Origin of the sequence: Empedobacter sp. R132-2 (genome assembly GCF_030324375.1) — a bacterium.
In the GTDB taxonomy this organism is placed as follows: domain Bacteria; phylum Bacteroidota; class Bacteroidia; order Flavobacteriales; family Weeksellaceae; genus Empedobacter; species Empedobacter falsenii_B.
In genome coordinates this window covers 1-281 of record NZ_JACAGG010000057.1, presented here as the reverse complement: position 1 = coordinate 281, position 281 = coordinate 1, and positions in this window count along the sequence as shown.

The following is a 281-nucleotide window of genomic DNA, read 5'->3' as shown; positions in this document are numbered from 1 at the left end:
ATTGACTTATAGAAATAAAAACTTTAAAATTTGTCAAAATAAATTTTGTTAGTTAAAAAAATAAGTTTTACCTTTGCCATCCGATTCCGAAAGGGGTTTGAGAGTGAAAGTAAGAATTGACTTATAGAAATAAAAACTTTAAAATTTGTCAAAATAAATTTTGTTAGTTAAAAAAATAAGTTTTACCTTTGCAACCGCAATTACCGAGAGGTTTTGCTAAGATGAGAAGTTCATTTGAAATTATAAAATATACAGAAGAAAAAATAGCCGAATAAAACGAA